This window comes from Bacillus sp. mrc49 (assembly GCF_002803435.1).
The window spans coordinates 1-314 of sequence record NZ_PHNG01000337.1 but is presented as its reverse complement, the minus strand read 5'-3'; the positions used below and the strand labels follow the sequence as shown (position 1 = coordinate 314).

General features: G+C 34.4%; 1 protein-coding gene. It reads right to left on the bottom strand.

Annotated elements, in window-relative coordinates:
- Positions 1-181: hypothetical protein (locus tag CVN76_RS31605; protein ID WP_232732067.1), on the bottom strand; the 181-nt coding region annotated here is incomplete at its 3' end.
- Positions 182-314 lie beyond the last annotated feature (133 nt).

Genomic DNA, 314 nt, shown 5'->3' with positions numbered 1-314 from the left:
ATGCTTCCAATGTGGAATACATGGTGTTGAAAGCGGTAAAGCTTGCGAAAATGTCAAACCAAACACTTTGAGTGTAAACACCTAGTTTTCCGTACAAAAAATAGATGATTAATACCGATACAATGACTTTATACTCTCGATTTAATAAAAGAACCAATGCACACGCTAACAAACTGAACACGAATGCTAAACATAAATAAATTGTACATACCATGAAAACAAAGAAGAGGTAAGGATGGCTGCTATAAAAATTGTGAGGTAAAATTGAAGCGAATCCTCCTATATCATCAAGACTGCGATAAACAAAGATTGTC